The 23,979-nt window shown below is 42.3% G+C and carries 23 protein-coding genes; 7 read left to right on the plus strand and 16 right to left on the minus strand.

From position 1 onward, the window contains the following. Positions 1–21 precede the first annotated feature (21 nt). Positions 22–1,389 (plus strand): magnesium transporter, encoded by a 1,368-nt coding sequence (mgtE, locus tag WS40_RS05075; RefSeq protein WP_046440712.1) that lies wholly within the window; start codon positions 22–24, stop codon positions 1,387–1,389. A gap of 103 nt (positions 1,390–1,492) precedes the next feature. Next, the gene (locus tag WS40_RS05080; RefSeq protein WP_022286769.1) at positions 1,493–2,872 is read left to right on the plus strand and encodes an NAD(P)/FAD-dependent oxidoreductase; all 1,380 of its coding nucleotides are present in this window, start codon (positions 1,493–1,495) and stop codon (positions 2,870–2,872) included. A 58-nt stretch (positions 2,873–2,930) separates the two neighbouring features. Here the strand turns inward: WS40_RS05080 and WS40_RS05085 are convergent, their stop codons facing one another. From WS40_RS05085 to WS40_RS05110, 6 genes are all read right to left on the minus strand, one after another. Beyond that, a complete protein-coding gene (locus tag WS40_RS05085) occupies positions 2,931–3,542 on the minus strand; it encodes a cytidylate kinase-like family protein (protein ID WP_022286768.1) in 612 nt (203 codons plus the stop codon). A 12-nt stretch (positions 3,543–3,554) separates the two neighbouring features. Beyond that, entirely contained in the window at positions 3,555–4,265 is a 711-nt protein-coding gene (locus WS40_RS05090) for an ABC transporter ATP-binding protein (protein WP_022286767.1), read from the minus strand. Between the two features lie 13 nt (positions 4,266–4,278). After that, positions 4,279–5,037, minus strand: a complete 759-nt coding sequence (locus WS40_RS05095; RefSeq protein ID WP_046440715.1) for an ABC transporter ATP-binding protein — start codon at positions 5,035–5,037, stop codon at positions 4,279–4,281. 1 nt (position 5,038) lies between these two features. Beyond that, positions 5,039–6,058, minus strand: a complete 1,020-nt coding sequence (locus tag WS40_RS05100; RefSeq protein WP_181986089.1) for a branched-chain amino acid ABC transporter permease — start codon at positions 6,056–6,058, stop codon at positions 5,039–5,041. A 143-nt stretch (positions 6,059–6,201) separates the two neighbouring features. Further along, positions 6,202–7,083, minus strand: coding sequence for a branched-chain amino acid ABC transporter permease (locus tag WS40_RS05105; RefSeq protein ID WP_022286764.1), 882 nt, complete (start codon positions 7,081–7,083; stop codon positions 6,202–6,204). A 219-nt stretch (positions 7,084–7,302) separates the two neighbouring features. Further along, entirely contained in the window at positions 7,303–8,505 is a 1,203-nt protein-coding gene (locus tag WS40_RS05110) for an ABC transporter substrate-binding protein (RefSeq protein ID WP_046440718.1), read from the minus strand. A 313-nt stretch (positions 8,506–8,818) separates the two neighbouring features. Here WS40_RS05110 and WS40_RS05115 point away from each other — a divergent pair, with 313 nt between their 5' ends. From WS40_RS05115 to WS40_RS05125, 3 genes are read left to right on the plus strand one after another with little or no spacing between them, the layout of a single operon-like run. Continuing rightward, complete coding sequence (locus tag WS40_RS05115) at positions 8,819–9,061, plus strand: spore coat associated protein CotJA (protein ID WP_117876544.1); 243 nt, start codon at positions 8,819–8,821, stop codon at positions 9,059–9,061. After that, positions 9,045–9,308 carry a spore coat protein CotJB gene (locus tag WS40_RS05120; RefSeq protein WP_046440722.1) on the plus strand — a complete coding sequence of 88 codons (264 nt, stop codon included), beginning with the start codon at positions 9,045–9,047 and terminating at the stop codon, positions 9,306–9,308. The genes WS40_RS05115 and WS40_RS05120 overlap by 17 nt, the downstream gene beginning before the upstream one ends. Beyond that, positions 9,308–9,904, plus strand: a complete 597-nt coding sequence (locus tag WS40_RS05125; RefSeq protein WP_046440724.1) for a manganese catalase family protein — start codon at positions 9,308–9,310, stop codon at positions 9,902–9,904. Before WS40_RS05120 ends, WS40_RS05125 begins: the two co-directional genes overlap by 1 nt. 46 nt (positions 9,905–9,950) lie before the next feature. Here the strand turns inward: WS40_RS05125 and WS40_RS05130 are convergent, their stop codons facing one another. Continuing rightward, the gene (locus WS40_RS05130) at positions 9,951–10,628 is read right to left on the minus strand and encodes a TVP38/TMEM64 family protein (RefSeq protein ID WP_046440726.1); all 678 of its coding nucleotides are present in this window, start codon (positions 10,626–10,628) and stop codon (positions 9,951–9,953) included. Positions 10,629–10,978: 350 nt separating this feature from the next. Between WS40_RS05130 and WS40_RS11450 the strand changes: the two genes are divergently transcribed. Beyond that, on the plus strand, positions 10,979–11,155 hold the full coding sequence (locus tag WS40_RS11450; RefSeq protein ID WP_195246244.1) for a hypothetical protein: 177 nt from the start codon (positions 10,979–10,981) through the stop codon (positions 11,153–11,155). Between the two features lie 39 nt (positions 11,156–11,194). On the opposite strand, the gene WS40_RS05135 is transcribed toward WS40_RS11450, so the two are convergent. The 9 genes from WS40_RS05135 to WS40_RS05175 form a co-directional block, all read right to left on the minus strand. Beyond that, entirely contained in the window at positions 11,195–11,830 is a 636-nt protein-coding gene (locus tag WS40_RS05135) for a sortase (RefSeq protein ID WP_325208434.1), read from the minus strand. A 43-nt stretch (positions 11,831–11,873) separates the two neighbouring features. Further along, complete coding sequence (locus tag WS40_RS05140) at positions 11,874–12,854, minus strand: Cna B-type domain-containing protein (RefSeq protein ID WP_046440727.1); 981 nt, start codon at positions 12,852–12,854, stop codon at positions 11,874–11,876. After that, a complete protein-coding gene (locus WS40_RS05145) occupies positions 12,844–13,698 on the minus strand; it encodes a class C sortase (RefSeq protein WP_242989509.1) in 855 nt (284 codons plus the stop codon). Before WS40_RS05145 ends, WS40_RS05140 begins: the two co-directional genes overlap by 11 nt. A 132-nt stretch (positions 13,699–13,830) precedes the next feature. Continuing rightward, positions 13,831–15,429, minus strand: coding sequence for an isopeptide-forming domain-containing fimbrial protein (locus WS40_RS05150; protein WP_046440732.1), 1,599 nt, complete (start codon positions 15,427–15,429; stop codon positions 13,831–13,833). 28 nt (positions 15,430–15,457) lie between these two features. Then, complete coding sequence (locus WS40_RS05155; protein WP_325208435.1) at positions 15,458–21,208, minus strand: Cna B-type domain-containing protein; 5,751 nt, start codon at positions 21,206–21,208, stop codon at positions 15,458–15,460. A gap of 44 nt (positions 21,209–21,252) precedes the next feature. Then, entirely contained in the window at positions 21,253–21,855 is a 603-nt protein-coding gene (lepB, locus tag WS40_RS05160; RefSeq protein WP_022288300.1) for a signal peptidase I, read from the minus strand. Then, entirely contained in the window at positions 21,842–22,078 is a 237-nt protein-coding gene (locus WS40_RS05165) for a hypothetical protein (RefSeq protein ID WP_046440739.1), read from the minus strand. The genes lepB and WS40_RS05165 overlap by 14 nt, the downstream gene beginning before the upstream one ends. A 517-nt stretch (positions 22,079–22,595) precedes the next feature. Continuing rightward, positions 22,596–22,790 carry a DUF6472 family protein gene (locus WS40_RS05170; protein ID WP_022288298.1) on the minus strand — a complete coding sequence of 65 codons (195 nt, stop codon included), beginning with the start codon at positions 22,788–22,790 and terminating at the stop codon, positions 22,596–22,598. A 9-nt stretch (positions 22,791–22,799) separates the two neighbouring features. Beyond that, a complete protein-coding gene (locus WS40_RS05175; protein ID WP_022288297.1) occupies positions 22,800–23,243 on the minus strand; it encodes a MarR family transcriptional regulator in 444 nt (147 codons plus the stop codon). 309 nt (positions 23,244–23,552) lie between these two features. On the opposite strand from WS40_RS05175, the gene WS40_RS05180 reads away from it, so the two are divergent. After that, complete coding sequence (locus WS40_RS05180) at positions 23,553–23,834, plus strand: hypothetical protein (RefSeq protein ID WP_046440740.1); 282 nt, start codon at positions 23,553–23,555, stop codon at positions 23,832–23,834. The last annotated feature ends 145 nt before the right edge of the window (positions 23,835–23,979 follow it).

The following is a 23,979-nucleotide window of genomic DNA, read 5'->3' on the forward strand; positions in this document are numbered from 1 at the left end:
CTGCTGTTAGGGGGAAACATTATGTTTAACACAGTATTGGAGCTGTTAAAGAAAAGAAACTACAAGGCTATCCGTGAAATATTTATGGATATGAACGAAGCCGACGTGGCTGCTCTTTTGCAGCAGTTTTATGACGATCACGAGGTCGAGAAATACGAGCTTCCGTTGCTGTTCCGTCTTTTGAACAAGGACGTTGCGGCTGACGTTTTCGCTTATATGGACAGCGATACACAAATGATGCTTATCAATGCCTTTACGGATAAGGAGCTTCAGGAGATCGTTGACGACCTTTATCTTGATGATACGGTAAATATTATCGAGGAAATGCCTGCAAATGTTGTTGCAAGGATAATCAAGTCTGCTGACGCTGAAACGAGAAAACAGATAAATCAGATACTCAAATATCCTAAAGACAGTGCAGGCTCTATTATGACCACCGAGTACGTTTATCTTCACAGAAGCTACACCGCCAAGGAAGCACTGGATTGGATAAGACACGTTGGTATGGTCAAGGAAACTGTAAATACACTTTATGTCACTGAGAACAGAAAGCTCGTGGGCGTGCTTTCACTGCTTGATATCGTAACTGCTGATGATAACGATAAAATAGAGGACATAATGGAGGACAACGTTATTTCCGTTGATACCCTTGAGGATAAAGAGTATGTTGCTTCCATGTTCTCAAAATATGACTTTCTTTCTCTGCCTGTTGTTGACAGAGAAAACCGCATGGTCGGTATCGTTACATTTGACGACGCTATGGACGTTATCGAGGAGGAGACCACTGAGGACTTCTCGAAAATGGCTGCCGTTGCGCCAAGTGACGATTCCTATTTCAAGACCTCTGTTTTCACTCATGCGAAAAACAGAATAGCATGGCTTTTGATACTTATGCTGTCAGCTACCCTTACGGGTGCTATCGTAAACAAATATCAGTCTGCTTTTGCGGCTGTCCCTGTTTTGGTATCGTTCCTGTCAATGCTTAGTGGCACAGGCGGAAACTGCGGCTCTCAGACCTCGACCCTTGTTATAAGAGGCATGGCGCTTGGTGAGATAAGAATGAAAGACTTTTTCAAGGTCATGTGGAAAGAGTTCAGAGTCGCGCTTCTTTGCAGCGTTATCCTTGCTATAGTCAATGCTATAAGAATAATTCTTGTGTATCACGGTGACACATCTGTGGATTGCTACAAGCTTGCGTTCACGGTGAGTATGGCTATCATGGCAACTGTTGTGCTTTCAAAGCTCATCGCCTGTATGCTCCCGATGGCTGCCAAGAAGCTTCATCTTGACCCTGCTATCATGGCTGCCCCGCTTATCACCACTATCGTTGACACTTGCTCAACACTGATATTCTTCACATTGGCTACTATCGTATTTGATATAAAATAGAAAAAAATATGGCGGTTATCTCCTTTCAGGCTATCTTCTGCAAAGGTGCGGCCGCCCGTTTTATGGAAAAATAAACTGGATTTTGATTTGAAAGGAAATAGTTATGGCTCAGAATTATGACGTAGTTGTTGTCGGTGCAGGTGCAGCCGGCGTATTCATGGCATACGAATTTGTCAAGCTTGACAAAAACATAAAAGTTTGCATTATTGATCAGGGCGGACCTGTCAGCAAGCGTAAGTGTCCTATAGATGGCAAAAAAGTTAAGTCCTGCATTCACTGCAAGGTATGTTCCATTATGCACGGCTTCGGCGGTGCAGGCGGAATGTCAGACGGCAAATATAACATCACAAACAATTTCGGCGGTGACCTTTACACATTTACCGGCAAGGAAAAGGCTATCGAGCTTATGCAGTATGTTGACAAGATAAACCTTGAAATGGGCGGTCAGGACGCTAAGCTTTACTCCACAACTTCTTCCGACATCAAGGCAATGGCTCTGAAATATGACCTCCACCTCCTTGACGCTCAGGTAAGACACCTTGGCACTGACAGAAATATGCAGATACTCCAGAACATCTATGACTTTGTTAAAGACAAGATAGACATAAAATTTTATGAAAGTGTTCAGGGTATAACAGGCAAGGAGAACGACTTCACTGTTATCACAGACAAGGACGAGTATCACTGCTCAAACGCTGTTGTTGCGGCAGGCAGAAGCGGTTCAAAATGGATATCTGAGATATGCGACAACTTTGGTATCAAAAGACGTTCAAACAGAGTTGATATCGGCGTTCGTGTTGAGATACCTGCGGCTGTTTTTGAGCATATCACAAGCAAGGTATACGAAAGCAAGATAGTTTACCGCACAAAGAAATACGGCGACCTTGTAAGAACATTCTGCATGAACCCATACGGTGAGGTAGTTACTGAGAACACAAACGGCATCATCACAGTAAACGGACACAGCTATGCTGACCCTGCACTGAGAACTGAGAACACAAACTTCGCTCTGCTGGTATCCAACACATTCTCTGAGCCTTTCAAGGACTCAAACGCATACGGTGAGTCTATCGCAAGGCTGTCTAATATGCTTGGCGGTGGAGTGCTTGTCCAGCGTTTCGGTGATCTTGTTGCAGGCAGACGTACAAATGAACACCGCTTTGGTCAGACGTTCCTTAACCCTACTCTCAAAGCAACTCCGGGCGACCTGAGCCTTGTTATCCCAAAGCGACAGCTTGACGATATTATCGAAATGATATACGCTCTGGATAAGATAGCACCCGGTATGGCGAATATCGACACGCTTCTTTACGGCGTTGAGGTCAAGTTCTACAATTCAAGAGTTGACGTTGACGAGAACCTTGAAACTGCTGTCAAAGGTCTTTACGTCCTTGGCGACGGCTCAGGCGTTACGCACTCTCTGTCGCAGGCTTCTGCATCAGGAGTATTTGCCGCAAGGACTATTTCAGAAAAATTCAACTGATTTCATATATCACAAAAGCCGCACTGCCAAAAAAGCAATGCGGCTTTATTTTTATGCCTTACTCTTCAAGAAGCTTTATATATCCCTTAATGATATCAACGCACTTGTCATAGCTCATGTCGCTGGTATCAAGACACAGATTGTAGTTTTTCGCATTTGTCCAATCCCTGCCTGTGTAGTGACGATAATAATCGCTTCTCTCCTTGTCTGTCTTTTCGATTATCTTGACAGCCTCTTTTACAGAAACACCATACAGATCGACGATATTCTTGACCGCAGTTTCCATATCAGAATATATGAAAACCTTAAGCACGTCTTTTCTGTCACGGAGAATATAGTCAGCACACCTGCCAACTATTACCGCAGGCTCTCTGTCTGCAAGCTGCTTTATTATCTTCGCCTGATAATTGAAAAGATTTCTGTCAGAAGTAAAGTCGTGATCATCAGGGTCAAGAAGCTCACCCTTGTAAACTCCGCCCTTTCTCAGAAAAGAACCTTTCAGTTTTTCATCAACAAGCCCGAAAAAGCGTTCATTTATACCGCTTTCGTCGCTTGCAAGCTTTATAAGCTCCTTATCATAATATTTTATACCCATATCCTCTGACAGCATTTTTCCTACAGTTCTTCCGCCACTGCCGATGCCCCTTGCAATGGTTATGATCCTTGCCATAAAGCTCAACTCCTATTCACCTAAATATGCTTTCTTGACCGACTCATCATTGATAAGATCAGACGCCTTGCCTGACAGAACTATCTTGCCCGTTTCAAGAACATAAGCTCTGTCTGAGATAGCAAGGGCTTTCTTTGCGTTCTGCTCAACAAGCAATACAGTTGTTCCGCTCTTTCTTATGTCCTCGATTATCTTAAATATGGTTGACACAAGTATCGGTGACAGACCCATTGACGGCTCGTCCATTACAACTATCTTAGGTCTTGACATGAGTGCCCTGCCCATTGCCAGCATCTGCTGCTCACCGCCTGAAAGAGTACCTGCTATCTGATTTTTTCTTTCTGCAAGTCTAGGGAAACGCTCGTATATATCCTGAATATCCTTCGGTATATTCTCCTTGTCTTTTCTTGTAAATGCTCCAAGCTTAAGGTTATCAAGCACTGTGAGGTTTTGGAATATTCTTCTTCCCTCAGGAACGTGTGCTATACCCATTTCCACGATCTTGTGTGCAGGAGTTTTTGTAAGCTCCACACCGTTGAATTTGATAGAACCCGATTTTGCAGAGATAAGACCTGTAAGGGTGTGCAGAGTGGTGGTCTTTCCTGCTCCGTTTGCACCGATAAGGGAAATGACCTCGCCCTCGTTTACCTCAAAGGAGATACCTTTCAAAGCGGCTATCATGCCATAATTGACGTGCAGATCATTGATTTCCAACATTGCCATTTTACTTACCCCCTTATTCGCCCAGATATGCGGTGATAACTTCAGGATTTTTAAGCACTTCCGCTGTCTTACCCTCACAAAGGAGCTGACCGAAGTTCAGCACAGACAGCTTTTCGCAGATACCTGAAACAAGGCTCATATCATGCTCGATAAGCAGCACCGTCATATCAAAATTATCTCTTACAAAGCGGATAGTATCCATAAGCTCCGCTGTTTCGTTTGGATTCATGCCGGCAGCAGGCTCGTCAAGAAGCAGCAACTTCGGCTGTGTTGCGAGGGCTCTTGCGATCTCAAGCTTTCTCTGATCGCCATACGGAAGTCCGGAAGCAAGCAGACTCGCCTTATCGTCAAGCTCGAAAACCTTCAGAAGCTCCAGCGCCTTTGCGTCCATTGCCTTTTCAAGCTTGAAATATCTTGGAAGTCTGAAAACGCCTGTAAAGGTGCTGTATTTATAATGATTATGAAGAGCGACCTTGACGTTGTCAAGCACCGTCATATCCTTAAAAAGTCTGATGTTCTGGAATGTACGGGCAATGCCTGCACGGTTTATTTCGATAGTGTTTTTGCCGGTAATGTTCTTTCCGTCAAGAACGATTGTGCCGTCAGCTGGCTTATAAACGCCTGTGAGCATATTGAAGATAGTGGTCTTTCCTGCTCCGTTCGGTCCAATAAGACCATAAAGCTGACCTTTTTCTATTGTTATGCTGAACTCGTCAACTGCACGGAGTCCGCCGAATGAGATGCCGAGGTTTTTTACTTCAAGAAGTGCCATATCACTCAGCCTCCTTTACTTTTTCACGCTTGAACAAAGCCTTGAACTTAGCAGTATTTGCACTGATAAAAGTCTTTGTTTTTTCATTTGAAGTTATTATCATCATAACGATAAGAACGATAGAATAGATAAGCATTCTGTAGCTGTTTATGCTTCTTAGCATTTCTGGAAGCAGAACAAGCACGATAGCTGCGATAACACTTCCTCTGATACTGCCTATACCGCCCAGAACAACGAATACCAAGATAAGGATAGACAGGTTATAGTCGAACTTAGAAGCCTGGAGCGTATAGAAGTTATGAGAATAAAGCGCACCTGCACAGCCTGCCAGGAATGCAGTCAATGCAAAAGTAATAAGCTTATATTTTGTGATGTTAAGACCTACAGACTCGGCTGCGATAACATTATCTCTGATAGCCATTACTGCTCTGCCCGTTCTTGAATATACAAAGTTATAGGCAATGATAAGAGTGATAAGCAACATAACAGCGCCGATAATGAATGTAGAATCGTTAGGTGTGCCGCTGATACCCTGAGGGCCGTTCAGTATAAGCTTTCCGTCAGGCTCAAGGTTAAGGTTTGACAGACTTTTGAGAGAAACGTGAACGCCCTTAGAATCATAACCAAGGTAAAGTGCTGCGAAAACGTTCTTTATGATTTCACCGAACGCAAGTGTAACGATAGCGAGATAGTCGCCTTTAAGTCTGAGAACAGGAATTCCTATAAGTATGCCGAACACTGCGGCAATTATTCCGCCTATAAGTATAGCCAAAGGAAATCTGATCCACACATTTTCAATAGTTTCAGAAGTAACGATAGAGAATATCGCACTTGTATATGCGCCAACGCACATAAAGCCTGCCTGACCCAAGCTAAGCTCGCCAAGTATACCAACTGTCAGGTTAAGGGATACTGCAAGTATAGAGTATACACACAGAGGAACAAGAAGTCCTGTGAGCATACTTGAGATATATCCGCCGCTGCTGAGTATCTGCATTACCACAAAGGCAACTATTACCATTGCGTATGTGATAAAGCTTTTTCTGGTCTGCGGCTTAAAAAACTTTGTTTTTGCGCTAGCCCCTTCTTTTTTCACAAAAAACCAATCCTTTCAGATAAAACAGAACTGCAAAGCAAGTCTGCTCGAAAATTTTAAGTTGACTTTTATACCTTTTCGCTGATCTTCTTGCCGAGTATACCTGTAGGCTTGATGATAAGCACAAGTATAAGAACAGCAAAAACGATAGCATCGGCAAGCTGCGGTGAGATATAGGCACGTCCAAGTATCTCGATAACACCGATAAGGATACCGCCGATCATAGCGCCCGGTATTGAGCCGATACCGCCAAATACCGCCGCAACGAACGCTTTGATACCAGGCATTGCGCCTGTGGTGTTCTGAAGCGTAGGATAAGCTGAGCAAAGCAGTGCGCCTGCAATTGCGGCAAGACCTGAGCCGATAGCGAATGTAAGAGAGATAGTGCGGTTGATGTTTACGCCCATGAGCTGAGCTGCACCTCTGTCCTCAGATACTGCAAGCATTGCACGTCCGCTCTTGGTTTTGTTGATGAACAATGAAAGACCAACTACAATGAGTATAGATACGATTATTGCAACTGATGTTTCTCCGGAAATAACTATCTGTCCGTCAAAAAGCTTGATGCTCGGCACGTTTACAACTGATGTAAAGTTTACAGGCTTTTCACCGAATATAAGCAGTGCGGTGTTCTGCAAAAAGTAGCTGACGCCTATGGCAGTGATAAGCACCGCAAGCGAAGTAGCTTGTCTGAGCGGCTTATACGCCACCTTTTCGATGACTATACCGAGAAGTGTGCAGGCAATAACTGCAAGAACTATAGATAGCCAAGAGTTCAGTCCCCATGTGGTCATGCAGGTGAATATAACATATCCGCCCACCATAATAACATCGCCGTGTGCGAAGTTAAGCATTTTGGCAATACCGTATACAAGCGTATAGCCCAAAGCTATAACTGCGTATATACTGCCGAGGCTTATTCCGTTGATGAGGTTATTAAGAAAACCCATATACAAACATTCCTTCCTTTTGGAATAGACAAAGCACAAGATGTAATCACATATATTACATCTGTCCTTGTCATAAACACAATATACAATAAATTATAACATAACCCCGTAGTTTTTGCAACACATTTTAATGAAATAAATCAAAAAAACCGACAATTTTTCGCAATTGCCGGTTTTTTCATATTAAGCGTACTTTTTGTACGCACTTCATTTCAGCTATTACTGAGCAGTAGAAGCGGCAATGTCATCAGCTGTCAGTGCAGAATAAGCACCATTCTTGATGATAACAGCCTTAGGGTCCTTAGATACGGCACCGTCTTCGCCCCACTTCATGCCTGTACCTGTAAGTCCGTCATATGAGAAGTCCTTATCAGAGATAGCCTTTTTGAGCTTATCGCAGATATCAGAAGCAGACATATCAGCTGTGATGCCTTCCTTCTTCATGAGTTCTGCAAGTACCATTACGCCGTCATAAGCGTCTGCAGCGAACTGGTTAGGTGTTTCGCCGTTGTAAGCGTCCTTATACTTCTTAACGAAATCCTGAGTTGCCTGATCCTGAGCGTCGGCAGCAAATGGTGTAAGGAACATTACGCCCTCGCAAAGTGAAGTATCAAAGTTCTTGATAGAAAGAAGTCCGTCAAGACCGTCACAACCGAAGAATGTTGGGTTGTAGTTAGCTGACTTGCACTGTGTAAGGATAAGTGAAGCCTGCTGATAGTAGATAGGCAGGAACACGAGGTCTGCGCCTGCATTCTTAGCTGCGCTTATCTGAGCTGAGAAGTCAGTCTTGCTGTCCTTTGTGAATGACTGCTCTGCAACGATATCAAGACCCTTAGCCTCAGCCTCGGATTTGAATGTGTTGAAGATACCTGATGAATAAGCGTCAGAGCTGTCGTAAATTACAGCTATCTTTGTAGCAAGCTTGTTTTCTGCGATATAGTCGGCAGAACCTTTACCTTGGTTAGTGTCAGTAAAGCAAACCTGGAAACAGTTATCGTTCTTGATAACGTCCTGAGCTGAAGCAGAAGGTGTGAGCTGGAAGATGTTATCCTGCTTTGTCTTTTCAATAACTGCGAGGCAAGAACCTGTTGTTACTGTTCCGACCATTACCTGCATACCATTGTCTTTCAGTGCGTTATAAGCATTTACAGCCTTATCGCCTGAGTCAGCCTCATCGTCCTCGAAAACGTATGAGAGCTTTGTTCCGTTTATTCCGCCTGCGTCATTTACGTCCTTGACAGCAAGCTCGATAGCATTCTTAACAGCAACGCCGTACTGTGCAGCGTCACCTGTGAGCGGACCGCTGCAGCCGATAACGATAGTATCGCTGTTCTTTTTTGCACCGTTTCCGCAACCTGCAAAGCAAGAAACTGCAAGGGCAGCCGAAACTGTTAATGCAAGAATTCTCTTGACATTTTTCATAATAATCTCTCCTTCGTTCACATATGTCACTGCATATGCTTTTTTCAATAGTATTAATATAACACGCAGAAGCCCGATTTGTCAATATTAAATCTTACAAATTTAACGTTATTTAAACTATGTTTATTGTTACAAACAATATGCGCGTTCACAGAAAATTAATTTTGTGTATTTTCAATGAACGATTTGCAAGTTTTTTTATAATATCCTGCATACATACACCACTGACTTATAAGCTGCATATGATAAAACAGCCACACGAAACCTGTGGTATATGAGATTCAGACAACATAAGGAGTGAACTTATTTGGATATGTTTGACAATCTGTCGTTAGGCAGGATACTTGCTGACGACACAGAGGATAACACACCTGCCTGCCCTTTTCCGAAAGGAAGATTTCCTGAGGATACACCGCTGGCAATGGCATATGTGCCTTTTCAGATGTGGGAGAAGCCTTATGAAGCAGATGTAGGACTTTCAAGAGGAACTATCTTCCCGTCCATAGACAAACCTTTTATAGGAGAGGAGGCTGTAAAGAATGCCCATACTAAGTGAAAAGGAGAGGCTTCTTAGAAAGATACAGGCGTGCAGCTTTGCCCTTGTAGAGGCTAATCTTTACCTCGACAGCCACCCTACCTGCAGAGATGGTCTGGCATATTTTGCACGCCACAAGACTGAAAAAGAGAAGCTTACTGCGCAATACAATGAGAAATACGGACCATTGACGATCACGCAGAACAATTCGTCCAAGAAATGGGAATGGGTAACATCACCTTTTCCGTGGGAAAGGAGTGTTGACTAATGTGGCAATATGAAAAAAAGCTGCAATACCCCGTTAAGATCGCTAACCCTAATCCTGCTTTGGCTAAGGTCATTATCTCGCAGCTTGGTGGCCCCGACGGCGAACTTGGTGCAGCGCTTCGCTATCTCAATCAGCGTTACTCAGCCCCCTGTCGTGAGGTGCAGGCAATACTCAACGATATCGGCACAGAAGAACTTGCCCACATCGAAATGATTGGCACTATTATCTATCAGCTGACCCGTGACCTCTCCCTCAAGGAGATAAAAGACAGTGGCTTTGACACCTATTTTGTTGACCACACTACAGGCGTTTACCCTATAGCCGCCTCTGGTGTACCATTTTCTGCGGAAATCTTCCAAAGTACCGGTGACGCTATTGCTGATATACACGAAAACCTTGCTGCTGAGCAAAAAGCCCGCCTGACCTACGACAACATTCTCAGGCTTGCTGACGATCCCGATGTCCGTGACCCTATCAAGTTTCTTCGTGAACGTGAGATAGTCCACTATCAGCGCTTCGGCGAAGGACTAAGACTTATTCAGGATATGCTTGACAGCAAAAATTTCTACGCTTTCAATCCTAGCTTTGACAAATAATAAAAAAAGCGGGCTGTTGTTATCAGTCCGCTTTTTTGTACATATATCAAAAATCTTCCTTGTCCATCTGCTTGCCGCTCCTGCTGACCTTTTTATTAAGTATCAGCGAAAAAGCCAGCGTTGCGGCTATGAGTGCTATCATCACAAGCACTGATTTTATTGTCAAATGCTTCAACTGTGCTCCAATATATGTCTGCACAAGCATTTCAGGCATCACTCCCATTATCGAGCCAAGAAGATATGGTCTGTAAGGCATTCGCAGTGCGCCGTGTATCATTGAAACAAGGTCGCCCGGCACAACTACCACTGCCCTTGAAATGTAGGAGGCGAACAGATTATTGTCATGTCCATAATTTACAAGCTTTCGTGCCTTAGGATATTTCATCTCAATAACACGCATGATATCGCCACCCGATATTCTTCCCACAAGATAAGGAACAGTAAAGCAAACCGATAGTCCTATTACGTTCAACAAAATGCCCACCCAGAACGGATATATTGCACCCACGCACACAAAAATAGCCGCAAGCGGGAATACCACCGACAAGGACTTCAATCCATAAAATCCCAGAATAACAAATGCGGCAAGCCACAAATTGTCCGGGCAATAACTGAGTATCTCAGAAAACTCATGGTCTTTCAGAAAAAGAGCACAGCAAAATATTATGATAATAGTTAAAGCAAAGGGTACATATCTTCCATATTTTCGCACAAAGCTATCCAAAACTCCTCGCTCCTCTCCGATTCTTTAGGGTATTATACCATATTTGAATGTTCAATTAATTATCAATCAATGAAAACTGTGTTACAACTTTCGCTGTCAAAACAAATTTATAACTTTATCGTTCGTCAAATTGACCAACCATTCTCATTTTTGCACAATATCCCACTATCACTATAATTTTTATAAGTAGAATTATGTCGTCTTATGTCGTGAATTGTTCTTAAACAAGTCGATTTCTGTTTTAATTTATGTATATCTGATTAATAGGTTAAATTTGTACAATATTGCTATTGACCAACGTACCAATTAATGTTATAATTAATTATAACAATTATTTGGGAGGTATTTTTATGAGATACACAGTATACAACAAAGCAATGAAACGTCCAGTTTTTCAAACAAACAACCTTGAAGAAGCCATTGACTATACACGCCGCCACCCAAGAAAGTCAAGACGACACTGCATATACGATGACAAACTAAAAACTTTTGATATAAAAAAAATAAGACTTGCCGCAGGAATATAAAACGCACAGGGTGTAGAACTCTGTGCGTTTTTGATATATTTATGAATAAACAAGTCTTACAGTCACTCTGCTGTAACCGCTCCATGTGCAGGTGAACAAGGTCAGATCCCAGTCGCTGCCACCACCTTTTATGAGCGATGGCGAATCCCAGCCGCTCAGCAGTTCGCTGTTTGTGACAGTATAGTTAAATTCTCTGCCGTAAACATCGGTGAAAATGACCTGGTCACCTGAGCTGAGCTTATCCAGCTTATCAAAAAAGCCTGTGTAATTGTGAGCGCAGATTATAAGATCATTGTCTACACGTCTGCCGCTGTACTGACAAGCTGCAGTATTCATTGCAGCATAGCTCCAGCCACGAGTCACAGGAAACTCCTGCCCCAGTGTCGGGAATGAAATCAAACCTATATAAGAGTTGCCGTCAAGCACGATATCCTTATCCGAGTCATCTATCTCGCTGTCCGTGGATCGACTATCGTCAAAAATGTCAAAGGGTGAACTGCTGTCGCTGTCCTCTGAACTGTCTGAGATCTGCGTTTTCAGGTCACTCAGCACAGCCTCCATCCTTTTATTACTTTGCTTTTCATGAAAATAGTTGTAATAATTAAGGGATAATGCCGCCGCTATCAGCATTATCCCCATTATTATCAACAAAAGTCCTAGCTTTTTTTTAGTCACTATTTTTCTCCTGTTGTAAAGGCGAGCCTATGTGGTTTCGCCTTTATTTCTCTTTTCTGCTTACTCTCCAGCCTGCCGCGATAAGGATAACTCCACCGCCTATAAGTACAGGCACCGGCCAGTTGAGGGAACCAGTCTGTGGTATATTGTCAGGCGTTGAGCTTGATGAATCAGAGCCTGACGAACTGCTGTCAGGTGTGCTTGAACTACTATCTGTATTACTCGAACTGTCTGACTTATATGTGTTCTCTATAAGAAACAGCTTGTCATTGTTTTTGGTAACAACTGTGTAGTTGGCAGGAATATCTATCTCCTTAACTGTCCACTCAGCCGCAGAATTGTCTTTCCAAAAATACTCCCAGTTGTTGTCAGCGTTAAGAGTAACAGTATCGAAAAGCTTGCCATCACGATATATCTCCACCTTAATATTATCAGGTATGAGCTTTTCCTGACCATCAGGAACTATCCACGACTTTCTTACACCATAATCACTGTCCCCTGCTGGGATCTCTTCGTATGTGAACTTGGTGTAAACTGTTATCTGACCCTCAGCCACGATATCCTTATCTATCTCGATAAGTGATGGAGAAGGTGTAAACTTAGCTGTTGTGTTTTCAAAACTCTTGCCTGAAACAAGATACAGACCCACAGAATCAGCAGAAAGCTTTACTTCACCGTTTGCGTCCGTCTTGCCGGTTGAAACTGGTGTTATGCCATCAGTTTTTACGTAGTTGTCGAGAGTATCAGCGACAGCCTGCATTTTTGAAGCGTCAGTAAAATCAGACATATCTATAGGATAATCGCTGAACTCGCCGGTAAGGACAAAGTCAGCTTCTTTACGCTCACCGACCTTATATATGCTCCACTCAGCATTACTAACAGTCGTCGTATCATTTTTGCACACTATATCCACATTGATATTATCCGCTGCAGAAGCTGAGATCGTCATACTTCCCAAGGCTGAAACAGCCATTGCCGCCGTACACAAAACAGCCTTTGCAAGCTGAGAAAATTTAAGTTTCATCTTTGCTACTCTCCTTATCAGGTAGATTTTCAACATTATCGTCACTCTCTGGCTTATCCAGCATTGCCACAAGCTCATCATGAGAGATTTTTTTGCGTTTTGAATCCACAAACCACCACACAAGCAGTACCACAAACAACGGTATTGCTACAAAAGGCACGACCACAAGAGAATCGAGCTGAACAGCATCTGCCGTTATTTTTGAAACACTCTTTGTATCGTCCGCAGTTTCAACTCTCTTTGCACGAACAAGAAGCCTGTGAGAATTGACTCCGTATGGTGTACAGGTAGTCAACGTAACATGATCCTCACCTGGAATAATGTTCAGCTTATCCATTTCATTAGGCAGAACTATATAAACAGCCTCGACCTCATATGTATAGACCTCTTTCAACACTGTTATAGTGAACTCATCGCCCTCTGCAAGCTTATCAAGGTCGCTGAAAAGCTTTGCCGACGGCAGACCTCTATGTGCTGAAATGACCGAATGAGTGTCCGCTCCGCCAACAGGCAGGCTCGAACCCTGCAGATGTCCCACAGCGACATTTAACACGCCGTCACTTGTGCCATGATAAATAGGCAACTCCACCCTTATAGTCGGAATGGAAATATAGCCCATAACACCCGTCCCCGTGATATCTAGGATATCCTCATAGCCCTTGACCTGATCATAATCCACAAAAGGTCGGGCAAGCTTTGCTATCTCTTCATTATATTTTCTGGCACGGCTGAGTATCTCTTCATTCTCCTTGTCAGAAAGGTCATTTGCCGCTTTCTGATAAGTCGCCACCGCACGGCTTTGCGTTTTTGAGTTCCACCAATCGCTTATTGTTGGATATAACATCACGGAGAGCCCCACAAGCAATAACAAGACCAATAAAATTGTAGTTGATTTACCGCTTTTCTTCCTCATGGAGTCCTCCCTGATGCCTGCCGACCGAGATCGGCAGGACAAAGGTAAAAATAAATTCAAAAATTAGTCGTTCTTAGCTCTCTTCTTAGCAATGAGAAGCACACCTGCGCCCAGTACGATAGCTCCGCCTACACCGTAGAAGATCTGAGTACCGATACCGCCAGTTGTTGGAAGTGAGCCGCCCTTCTGGTTTATGATCTTAACTGTTGAACCGCTTGTGCCTGAGTCAGTGCCGTCGAGCATACGAATGGACTGAAGTGTATTAGCAGGATCATATGTTGTGTCAAACTTGAACTCATATGGATCAGCTCTGTTATACTGAGCAGGAGCTTCTGTCTCAACAAGCTTGTATGTTGTCTGATCATCAATGCCCTTGATAGTGAACTTACCTGTTGCGTCTGTTACGATAGTGTCGATAGCACCTGCCTCGTTACCAATAGCAAGTCTGTAAACATTCTTGTTTTCCCCATCACTTATATCAACAAGTTTAAGAACTGCACCATTCTTATCCTGAAGCTGGAACTTAGCATCTGCAAGAGGCTCGCCCTTTTCGTCTACCTTGTTACCAACAAGTGAGAATGTCCAGTCATAAACTGTGACCTTAGGTGTTTCACCTTTCTCCTTACCTGTTGTGTCCTGAGGATTGTTTGAATATGTCAGATAAGCTGTGTTAGGGTTATTGTTCACGCTGTCAGGAGCAGTAACTGCTACCTTAGCTTTTTCATTGAGCTTAGCAGAATAATAAGTTTCGATCTTAGCAACTGTAGGATAGTTCTTTACAAGTTCCTTGATATCGAAAGTAACATAGAAAGATTCCTTATAGTCGGTCGTACTGCTGTCGTCGCCAACTGTTGTGTTAGGACCTACTGTAACAGAAGTGATCTCCTGACCGTCAGCATCATAGTACTTGTATGTAAGGTTATCATTGAATGTAAAGCCCTCGCTGAGCTGGTCACGAACTGTGTATGTATACTTGTCATAAGCTGATACATCGCTTGGTATAGTTGTTGTGATCTTGAATTCTACATCGTCACCAATTGCGTTGTCACCAACATCGCCCCATGAGTCATTCTCATTGTGCTTGATCTGCTTTGTAAGTGTTGGCTTTGTCCTCTTTGGAGTAACGTTTGTTGTACCTGAAACGTTAAGGATAAGAGCTGAGTTAGCCTTATCAACACCATTATTTTCTGTTGCATCGACAACGAGATAATAGCCAGCATTTGGAAGTGGAATAGTGTACTCACCGTTATCTTCATAGGCGGTTACAGACTTATTGTCGATGATGCAGGCAGAAGCGGCTTTTGCAAACTTGGCAGTATCTTCCTTTGTCCAATGATCTGCGTCTGAGATTATCTTTGCAACGTCTACTGCGCTCTCGGCACTGTCGAACTGTGACATATAAGTGCTAAGGCCAGGAGTTTTCAGGCTGGTAAGCAGAGCATCGCCATTAATGCCTTTGCCCCACTTGATAGTATTTGTTGCAGATGCCTGGTCAAAGATCTGATAAGCCTTATATACTCTGTTTGTATCAGAATCCTTGATAACAATGTTATTAACGCCAAAATCAGCAGTAGCAAATACTCCGAATGCTGATGTTGCAGCAATAGCTGAAACTGACATAACGGTTGCGGCAGCAAGAGCTGCGAATTTCTTCATCTTCATAATTAATTATTCTTTCATATTGGTTTATTTACAGCGTTTTTTTGCGACGCTTTGTAACTAAAAGTAATGTTGCAGCAACAGTGACTGTTCCGCCTGCTGCCACGAATGGGATAACACCCATGCCGCCTGTTTCAGGCAGCTCTCCCAAGGTTTCCTCAGAGTTGTTATAGACCTGAACATACTGATCACCGTTCTTTGTCATATCAATGCAATTCTCATTTTCTGAGCCATTGTATCTGTAGTAAGCTTTGTATGACGATGTGATTATCGGCTGACCGTTCACGTCTGTCTCCTCAAACCAATAGTAATACTTACTACCCTTGATGTCATTTTTTTCAAGAGAAACGGCATTTGACCAGTTGTTATCAGCCGTGAGCGTTATCTGCTTCCACAAGAATACTTCACCGCTAGGTGTCGCATCTTTATTAGGAACAGGTGTAACGTTCGTCTTCTCAGGTGTGCCAAGTTCATTAGCTGTCACTGCATATGAACAGCCACTATCGCCCTTAAGTGTAAGTTCAACAGTAATATCTGAAGTGATATTATTCAGATTCAGAACAAACTGACTCTTGTCCCAAGACGGTGTAACGTAATCACTAACGCTGACATACTTGCTATCACCGCTCCACATAGGTATAGGCTTGCCGTCCACCCAATTTTCACCTGACTTATAGATGTCAGCCAGAACAGCTCCTGAACTGTCAAGAACTCTAACACGTCCCTCAGTTTCACCGATATTTATCCATGACTTTGTCATATCAAAACTGAACTTAGCCGAGCCATACATGGCATACTCAGAGGCGAAGCTTCCGTTCTGAGCCATTTCTGTTCCATTGCTTGTAAGGATCTTGAATTTAACATTCTGTCCCTTATCCATTGTGCCTGTAAACTTGTTATATTTTTCAGGCACATCAGCCTTATTTGTTGACCTATAGATATTGAACGTTACCTTATCATTGGTATGGGTATTGCTATCGCCGTCAGACCATGCCTTTTGCAGGCGAACATCCATATTTTCTACCTTCTGCGGGTTCTTGGTATTGACGATCGTATCAAAGCCCGTGGCACTGCCGTTATTTGAATAAGTATACGTAACGCCAAAGCCGTCAGGTATATTCTTTTCAAGAACATAGTAATACTTGTCCTTGTCAAGACCGTCAAGAGCTACCGTCCAATTCTTAGACTTTTCCAGAGAAACAGTTTTTATAAGTTTGCAATCTGTTGGTATTCCGTTATCTCCATTCACTCTTGAAGTTGAATTTGGTGCAACAGAGGACTCATAAACATCTGCCTCGATCTTGTCGATACCAGCAGGAAGCTCACTGTCAGCAAGCTTGTTTCCAAGCTCATCACGCCATTCCTTCGTAATGTTAAGTCCCTTGACGTTCGTAACTGTAACATCAGTGTTTTTGCTCATTGCCGTTGCACTGTATACAGCCTCATATCCTGTTGCAAGATCGATCTCTTTGATATAGTAGTAAAGCTGCTTGTAATCATTGCCGACCTTTGTATATCCAGGAAGCTTTGTCCACTCATGTTTCCAATTGTTAGCTTCGTTAAGAGTTACCTCAGCACTGCCCCACTGAATATCATCTGGAACACCGCTTAAAACCTTAGTTGTAGACGAGCCAAGAAGAAACTTTACGCTCTCTGCCGAATGATTGCCGTTTCCATCGCTCCAAACCTTGCTTGCAGTTATCTTAAACTCTTTCAGCAGATTTGTTACTCTGAACATATCTCCGTTCTTCACGAACTGATATCCGTCCTCACCGACTTCACTTGGAACTACAGCCGGACGCACTTTAAAAGCAAAATAAATAGGAGTTTCGTCAAGAAGATAACCCTCTGGACTTTGCTTTTCTATAAGCTTATAAAGATGGCCCTCAGTATCTCCGGTGCCTGCGGCAGGTTCAAGGTCAAGGTTGTATGACCCGTCAGCATTTACATTGAATGTCTGCGCCTTATCCTGCGCCGAACTTCCCCAGATAACTGATTTTCTGTCTTTCGCAGCATTTTCTTTGAAATCTACTGCCGGAAGCCAATCGTATGTACCATTTTCCAGCTTAGTGTATCTGTAGATCTCAAAAGAAGCCTTAAGCATAATACTATAGTCTCCGCTGTCTACCTTTATAATCTTAAATGGCTCAACAGTTGTTGATGACGCCTTTGACTGATTTATCAACTCAAACTCGGAATCATTATCTTCACTGTCATTTACAGCAGAGCCGTTTGTGTCAAATGATATATTATTGAACACATGGACTTTATAGCCACCGTTCTCAGCGTCCTCATCATTTGCAGGACTTCCTGTATAAACGTAAACTAATTTCAGGTGACGCTGATCTGGAACGTTTATTTCAAGTTTCTTTACAAAATCTCGTGTCTTCGCAGTCAGTGCGGAACACTTTACAGCCGAAAGCATTTTTTCATTGCTGACTTCAGTGTTTGAAAAGCCGCTGCTATCCCTGTATTCATATTCGACTCTGAAAACACCGCCCGCCTTCTCAGAAGAAACCTCTTCCACAGGGACGGATATGCTTGAGCCAAAATCTGACCACTCGCTTCTCTTGTTGGCAAAGGCTTTTACTTCTTTGAAGCTGTTGCCGTCCATATAGCCATAAGCCACATAGTAACTCTTTATATTTCCGGTTTCGTAGCCTTCAGGCAAAGTTAGATCAATAGTACCCTTAGCGCCAACAATACTTTCACTTGGAATAAAGTTAGCGATAAACTTGCCCTTTTCGTTGGTAATAACATCTGCACTGCAAGAAACTGTGCCGTCAACTGCCTCCGGATCTGATATCACATAACTGTAATCACTCACAGCAAGCTCTGCACCCGTATCTGCGTCAAATACCTTGATAGACTTCAGATCCATGTCAACAGCGGAATTGCCATTTATGCTTACCGTTTTTGTCTGAATGTTACCCTGAGCGTCCTTTGTCTTAACTACAGCCGTGCCTCCGCACTTGATAACATCGTTGAGAGTTATCATTCCGTTTGTTGAGCATTTAAGCTTTTTAGGGTTAACATCAATGGTATAAGTTATCTCACAGCCGGTGGACTTCGGAGAAGAAGTTTTCTTCAAGTTCTTTTCCTTAACTGTCTGCGTCTGGCTTCTCTCCGGATATTTTCCAGCTTTATCCTGAACTGTGTTTTTGAACGCTGCAGTACCATTCTTGTAAACACCATTCTTAACATCATCGACCTTTACAAGTGTACTGTAGTAAGCTGTCCAAGCGTCCTGCTGATTCCATGCAGTCTTGAAAGTTACTGTATTGGCTGTCTTATCATAGAAATATTCAAACTGATTTGTTTGTGCAAAATCATACTTATCAGAACTATTTCCAAATGAATACTTGAGATAATCCTTGTTCTCGTAGAATATCATTCCCGCCGGAAGCGTGTCCACGATCTCGACATTATCGTTACGCTTATAAGTGCCGTCCTTGTTGATATCAAGCCGCCAATCAAACCTGTAATACTCAACACCATTTACAGTAACAACAGGCAGGCTGCTAAGATCATGCACTGTGTCGCCTGCTACACTGCTTGCAGCGTCATACTTTTCATAAGGCGCTTTGGAGCTGTCGCCTATAGTAAACTTAGTCTTATCTGCACTAGGCTCGAATATTTCACCTTTATAAGTAGCCTTGTTATTTACATTTATAATAGTACCTTCGTCAAGACCTGTTACATCTACGGTACTGCTATACTGTATCTGCACAAGGTTTATATTGTCAAATTCTTCACTATCATTGAACTTTATCTCAAACGAAGTGTTGTCGTCATTAGGTACTACAGTGTAATTTGAACTGTCAAGCGGTTCATAGCTTCCTGTTCCATTTCTCTGAACATACATGATAATGGAATCAGTGTCAAGAACGCTCTTTATTGACTTGCCATCATTTGACGTAGCGTTCATTATATCGCTTATAGTCTTGCCCCTAAAGGAACCGTTTGTCTGCTTGACCTCTACCTGCCACTTATATGTAACACTGCTTCCGTCCTGAGAAATGTCAAGAACTGTTTTTGACTTCTCGTTTACAGGCTTATAATAAACTGTCTTGTCAGAATGGAATCCGTCAATACCTGCAGTATTTTTCACTGCATAATTTCCATTGCTGTCAGGGTCGCCAAGATCATAGTCGGCAACCTTTGTTTCATAGGAAATAACTACCTCGTTATTGTCACCTATTCTGTCAGGCAAAACAAGCTCACCGTCACTTGCAACTGTTGCATCAAAGGTATCATTTCCAACCTTTATGCTGACAATCTGTCCTGCTTTAAGCATATTATCAGTTATTGTCTTGCCTTTAAGGGTAGAATTTTTGTCATTACATTTAACAGTTACTTCCCATTTGAGTATACCTAACGTGTTATTATCTATCCAACCACTTTTTGATATCTGATACCTATTATAAACAGTTTCACTTGATGTGATATCAGACCATGGTTGGCTTTTATCAGGTCTTTGCATTTTAACTGTATTTGTAGTTTCCGCCTTGTCAGGATCGATAGCTGTCACATACTCGATAGTAATTTTTGACGCTGTTGTTTTATCGTCAAACGTAAGCGTGTTTCCATTAAGTGTGTACTTTACATCTGAACCATCATCAGCTTTAAGTGCAAAGCTTCCTTGCTTTGCATCAGGGAATGCTTCATCATAAAGGTGATAGCCCTTGAGGTCTGCACCGCTAGGGTTGCTTACAACAATTTCCCATGTGACTTCGTTATTGTCGTAGTCAACATTCTTGCCTGTTTTTGAGATCTTATCCTTCTTTGACTCAGAATAAATAGTTTTATCTGCTTTTACTCCATTTCCGTCTTTATCATATGTGGTGGATTTGTTTTCCACCTTACCTGACATAACGAAATTCGGGTCGCTTGTAGGATATGGGGTCGTGTAGCTTATGGTAACATTTTCTTCGCTGAATCCATCGCTGAAAACAAACTTTCCGCTTGACGCGTCATAGCTTCCTGCACCCTCAGGTGAAACAGTGAAGCTTCCGTCAACAGCATCCTTAAAAAGCTCGTCCTCGATCCTGTCAAGAGGCTTCTTTGCAGGATTGTCCACTGTGATAGTCCACCTAACTCCGTCAGCAGTTTCGCTTGCGTCCTTTATGGCAGACATAGTGAGCGGAGTAAAACCGTCTATTTCAACCGTCTGACCGCCTATCTCAACAGTGGTCTTATCACCTGTATCTGTATCCTTACGCTTTACATTACCCTCAAAGCTTGCCTTGCCGCTTATAGCGTCCTTCTCATTTTTATGTTGATATCGCTCGTCAAACTCAATAAAAAGATACTTCTTTCCATCTATCTCGTCGACTCTGTACTTACCTGAAATTCCATGTCCTTCAAGGAAGTTAGTATCCTCGACATCGCCCCAGGTTCCGTCTGACGGTATACCGCCCTCGGGCAGGCTAACATTATCGTCGATAGGGAAATAAATATACCTATTGGTCATTTCGCCCTTGTCAAAATCAAATTCCACATTGAATTCGATCTTTTTAGATTGGTCTTTTCCTGAACCGACCGCATCATAGGATTTTATCGTGACGCTATTCGCATCCTTATAAGAATAACTTCCGCCGTTATAGGAAACATCTCCACCTGCCACGGAAGTACCCTCAGTGGCACTTATTGCAGGCATAACAAGACTCGCCAGCACTGACACTGTCATAACTACAGACAGCACCACACCAAACAAGCGGCTGCGTTTTTTCCTTTCATTTTCTTTTAGATATTGCCGAACTTTACCGTTAAAATTCTGCAAAACGGATCACTCCCTCCGAAATTATACACTATTTATAATAAACGCTAGTCCACTGTGCCTATCCTTTTAAAAGGATATATCCTCAGTGAGACCTTTCCAAGCACTGCTTCCTCAGCAATACAGCCTATCCTCTTTGTACGGCTGTCAACAGACGTAGATCTGTGGTCGCCCATAACGAATATTCTCTCGTCAGGCACCTGATAAGGCAACTCGATATCACATTCTCCCAGAGCTTTGCCATCAACATACGGCTCATTCAAGGTTTTTCCGTTGACGATAACAGTACCGTCCTCCTTAATATCCACCACATCTCCTGCTGTAGCGATAACACGTTTCAACAGTATCTTATTATTATAATAAAACGCAACTATATCGCCCTTCTGAAAGCTTCCACGCTTTCTGCACACCACCAGCTCGTCGTCATGCAAAGTCGGCGTCATACTTGTACCCGTTACTCTCAAAACAGGCAAAAATAACATTGATATGATCACTGCTGCCGCTGCCACAACAAGAAGCGACGCCACGGTGCTGCGGAGTATCCTCAGATATTCCCGCCTTTCATGATGCTTTTTTACCACCCGCTCAAGTGTCTGGACATCAGGAAGCTCAGGTTTTTTTAACACCTCGTTCTTGCTATCTGCTGCCATGATCTTCCTCCACTACCGGCTGCTCAACAACCAGCTTGTGACCTGTCAGTGCAGCTACCTGCCGCTCCAGCCTGTCAAGTCGGTCAGTGATACTTTTTTTATCTTCGAGCTTTTGAAGAAGCTTTTCATTCTCTGCGTTAAGCTTATCATATTCTTTTCGCAGATAAAGCATTAACTCGAGCAGCTCATTTTTCGACAGTTTTTCAAGCGCCTTATCCTTCAAAAGCCTCACCTCCGACGCAGTATGCCTATATATTTACAAGTATTATATCACTTGATTTTCCATTTGTCAATCCCACAATATATCATATTTGTATTTTATTACATATAAATATACTGATAGTTTACACAATATTGATTTATCATTTTCACAGTGCCGGCAGATGATAAAACGGCATATTTATTAGCCTTGAACATGAAACAATACTAAACCTGCGTTTTTACGCTAATTGCAACTTTCCCCCAAAAAATCTTTCCTATTTTGATTATAGCAACCTGCATAGTCAATATTTTAACATTGTATACTAATACTGTATTTATTAATATTTTGTAAACTTTGATAAATAACTTTCTATCATTAGCCAAATATTAATCCTGCCCCAGATCGGTCTTTATTTAACGACAAATGTTCACTGCAAAGCAAATAAACTTTACACGTCTATATTGACAAGCTTTTGAACTTTATACTTTCAACAAAGCAAGAAAAAATCGGCAAATTTCATGTATTCACCGATCTATCATCAATTTTGCTTTCTCACAACAGCATATTCATCATCAAGCCTGTAATAAGGACAGCTATATTCGCTATCGCTCATTGATCTGTATGCTTCGTCCTCGTCAAGATCGACCATGCAGCAGTAACACTCACAATCCTCATCAAAAACGTAATTCACACAGCTTTCGCAACGGCTGACTATTTTTTTCGCCTTTGTCATAACAGCCTCCTATTTAAGCACCTTTTTAAGTATACTATTTATAAATACAAGTGCGTCCTTCATTTTTTTCATATCACTATCTGAAACACTGGAAAATTTACCAAGTATATCATCAAGTATCTCGTTTTTCATCTTTTCCATAAAGCGCATAGCTTCGTCAGTGAGCCTGATGTTGATAACTCTGCGGTTATCGGGGTTTTGCATTCTGATAACAAAGCCCTTGTCAACAAGCTGTGCCACAGCCCTTGTTGCCTGCTCATTAGAAGTGTTTATCTTGCTTGCAAGCTGTGACATCGTGAGCGTTCCCTCAATACATAATGACAGCATTATTATCTGCTGAGTTCTTGTTATATCATACTTTTTCTTATCAAACGTATCAAATACCAATTTTCTGCTGAGAGGGTATATCTCATACATTGACATGATACATTCACGACGTACATTGTCTACCATTTTTACTTCCTCCACATAACACGCATATGAGCATAGGTCGATTATTTTTCCACACACAGTAATTATATCATATGTTTCTCATTTGTCAATAGCAGAATTATATCAATATTTGATTTTGTTAAGTGATTCTTTTAGAGGCTTTGTTGATGAAGATAGATTATATGTGCATGACAAGTTTTAGAATTTTACCAATTTACAAAAAGTTCAGTCGAAATTTCTGTAAATTATAGCTGCCAGCTTAACACAAGACGGTAAGAATGTGGTATAATAATTAATGAAGTAAAAATAGATTATGGAGGTTTAAAGTATATGTTGTGTACTGAGTGTAAAAAAGAGCAAGAAAAACGTATTCCTAACGAGGAAAAAGAAAATGCACAGCCCGCCGAAAAAGTGTGCAGCGACGTACATACAACACTGAAATCAAAGCGTTCAGCCGCTTTGATACTTTTGACTGGTGCTACGCTTATGCTTATAATGGTGTTCATTCTTTTTTGGATTGTCATGTTGCCGAATCTGCCACAAGACAACAGCGTCCTTGCGAATAACTGTGCAAATATATGCCAGACCGCTAAGGAATATATCGGGATCTGATCTTCAAGATGACCTGCTCCTGCCTTCGGGCGGGAGTTTTTTTGTTTTATGGCGATTTTACAAGCTTTTTACGGCACCTGCATTGACATCATATTCGTTTGGCGGTATAATAATACAGTATGATATGAGATGCCTTTCTTACGAT

The sequence above is a fragment of the Ruminococcus sp. N15.MGS-57 genome, from assembly GCF_000980385.1.
GTDB lineage: Bacteria > Bacillota > Clostridia > Oscillospirales > Ruminococcaceae > Hominimerdicola > Hominimerdicola aceti.